At 51.8% G+C, this 2814-nt stretch carries 2 protein-coding genes and 1 pseudogene; all 3 read right to left on the bottom strand.

Translation table 11 applies throughout. From position 1 onward, the window contains the following. Nucleotides 1–515 (bottom strand): GspE/PulE/PilB domain-containing protein (locus tag ACOSYY_RS02725; protein ID WP_421660737.1); only part of this gene is annotated, 515 nt, incomplete at its 3' end. A gap of 75 nt (nt 516–590) precedes the next feature. Next, entirely contained in the window at nt 591–2006 is a 1416-nt protein-coding gene (locus ACOSYY_RS02720) for a hypothetical protein (RefSeq protein WP_421660736.1), read from the bottom strand. 63 nt (nt 2007–2069) lie between these two features. Further along, a pseudogene (locus tag ACOSYY_RS02715) lies at nt 2070–2814 on the bottom strand (hypothetical protein); the annotation flags it as partial.

The following is a 2814-nucleotide window of genomic DNA, read 5'->3' as shown; positions in this document are numbered from 1 at the left end:
ACAAGGAGATATTGTTCAATATCCCGCCGCAGTCCGACGGAGAAACGTATCGTCGTACCGGGAAACGCGCGTCGTATATCGAGACCTTTCTCCAGATCGTGCGGATCATTGATGACGATGTCGAGGACGGTCCCCTGTCGTTTCAGTGGAATCCAAGCGTTCCTTCTGAGATAATCGAAACTGAGATTTTTCAAAAGCTCCGGGTCAATGACGGTTCGCTCATCATAGGATATGTAGGGGCATTGATAAAATTCACTGAGCGCCGACCCGAGGGCAGACTTCGGCACGCGATACTTGTCGAGCAAGAGGGTTTCTAGATCAATTTCACGTGATAGGGATTCTTCTATTGCAGCATCGAGTTCCGCCTGTTTGACAAGCCCGCGATAGGCAATGCAGTCTAAAAGACTGCGCCCCATCGTCATCTTGCGGGCTTGTTTAGCCATCGACGACTTTTTCAGACTGGTTACGGAGAGGATCTGCCGTTTGTGATGCGTTTCAACGCCTTGCGCGATCATTCTATCTCATCCTTTCTCATCGACAATAAGAAGTTATTTTATGTGGCGCTCACCTTCACATACCATGTCTATGGCTCAATATCGTGTCATCCAGGTACCAGGGGCACGATAGACTTGAGGCAATCCACGATAGTACCCACGATTGAGATCGTCGTCATACCACACCTCCAAACTGCTTCCTGAACCAGCTGAGGCGATTGTTCCACTTGATGTTACTGCTCCGTATAGCGTGACTTTTCCGGTGATTGTGATGTCTCCACTGACATGAAGTACTCCGTTGAAATGCATGCCGGAGAGTTGAACGAGCGTCCGAGCAACATCAGACGCCTGGTCTACTGGTTGCGGACTACGTACCCCAATAGACTGTCCTGATCCATTGGGAGCAAGCACAACGTGACCTTGCACAACTGCCATGCCTTCAAAATAGGGAGCGTGCAATTTGACAACCCCGAGATTGTCTGTACGCGGCGGCATCTGATCAAGCGTGTCGATGAATATCAGACCAAGCTGGTCGCCAATTCCCTTTGATCGAAATACTTCGTCTGGCGAAATCCCACGTCCTGGTTCTACAATGCCCTGCGGATAGAGAAGACCTTCTCGGTCAATCGCGAAGTAACGGCCGAATCTTTTTGCTATTCGCTTTATGTGTTCATAGGGCCACTCATCGAAGCGAATTCCCGGAATCGGATTCTGGCTGATGTGGAGGTTGCTGGGATAACTAGGGACCTGTTCGGATGGTACGTGCGTCACCTGAACCGTCCCGCCAATCCATCCTTCCATCCAACGATCTTCTCGTTGCGTCATTTCCTCATATGCCTGCCCGGTTATGGGAGCAAGCGTGCTCCTCAGTGGAATTTCATCAGCGTGTGTGAGGACCAGATTACCTCCCACCTTTAACTCACCCCAATGCACAGAGACCGGTGATTCGCCTCCAGGTTGAAAGCGACCAAGATGCTGCCCCACTTGCACGGCGGCTCGTAACGGCGGCAAGTCCAGCGCGCCCAACTGCATGAGTATCGATTGCCTGACCGGAGGATTGGTATTGGTTGCGACCGTGGTATCGACTGTGCATAGCAGACCCGGCTTGGACGGCGCGTAGATTTTGAGTTCTTCCACTTGTCCTAGTTGTGTCATTGTGCGAAACATTCCTGTCTCAGGATCATTCAAGAGTCGATAATCGGAGGGACTGCTCATATGTAACAGTACATCCGGATGATCCGCCGTACCTACGAATTGTGAATGACCGGACGCATCAAAAAATGAGAGCGCTCCTTCCCTGTCATGATTTCTTTTTTCAGGAATAGATGAAAGTTGCGGCACGTCTGCAATTGTCCGAGGGCTGTGAAACCAAGCCACCACCAATTCACCAGCGGCATCGGCCAGGTGATGGGCAACAACGGCTTGACTTGCTAGTCCAGCGCTGATGGCCTCTTGCCCAGCGAGATTGAGAAGCGTCGCGCCCAACAACGATAGAATGAGAGCGATAACCATAGCCCCCAGAAGCGCAATTCCCCGTTAACGGCCTTTGACATCGAGATACTACATGTTTCACTCCTATGATCGGAAAGTCACTTCCCGCATTATTCTATGCAGAGAGTGATTTGACTCGATTTCCAGCACGACTCGCTTCATGAGCGAGGGCTGTCGCGTGACATGACCATGCTCGTCCCAATACGAAAAGTGCAGATCTTTCAGATCGTCGATGAGGATATTCGCTCCACCGTCGACCATCCGCATAAGTCTCGCCGGTCCGTTTTCGTCTCGCTTGCTGTAATAGACCACCCGATTATTCACTTCTACAGAAACACCTGCGGGAAACGAGGAGGCTACCGGTTCGGTCAAGGTCAGCTGATACCGCTGACCCGAACGGGAGAGTCGATGGGGCTCGCAGCTGTGGTGGCCGCATATGATTACGGTTTTACCTTCACCCCACCCGCTGCCATCCTGCACCGCAATAACCGATTGACCCGGCACAACCGCGCCGGTGGTCACCGTTCGCTGCGCGCTGATATTGGCATGAAACCGAAATTCCTCTGGAGTCGCTGAGATGATTGAATCGGCCACCGCTAATCGAACTTCTTGTTCGAACACCTCTAACCCCAGTCTAAGATCTTGCTGATGTCTCAGATCATTTTGCTGTTTGCTCACATGAGCCTGCGCGACATTCAGCGCATTCAATGCTGCAGCTAATACGACCACCCCGACCGTCAAACTGACCATTAATTCGGCCAGACACACACCGCGCTTGTCGGACACAATGCTGAAGGATCGCTGGCGCCGCGCATCAGATCTGGTGACA

The sequence above is a fragment of the Nitrospira sp. BLG_2 genome (genome assembly GCF_049222245.1).
The sequence above is the reverse complement of the archived record's forward strand: the minus strand, read 5'-3'. Positions and strand labels throughout refer to the sequence as shown.

Excerpts from the sequence above, each read along its gene's own strand:
- ACOSYY_RS02720 (WP_421660736.1), bottom strand. The coding sequence starts at position 2,006 with ATGGTTATCGCTCTCATTCTATCGTTGTTGGGCGCGACGCTTCTCAAT.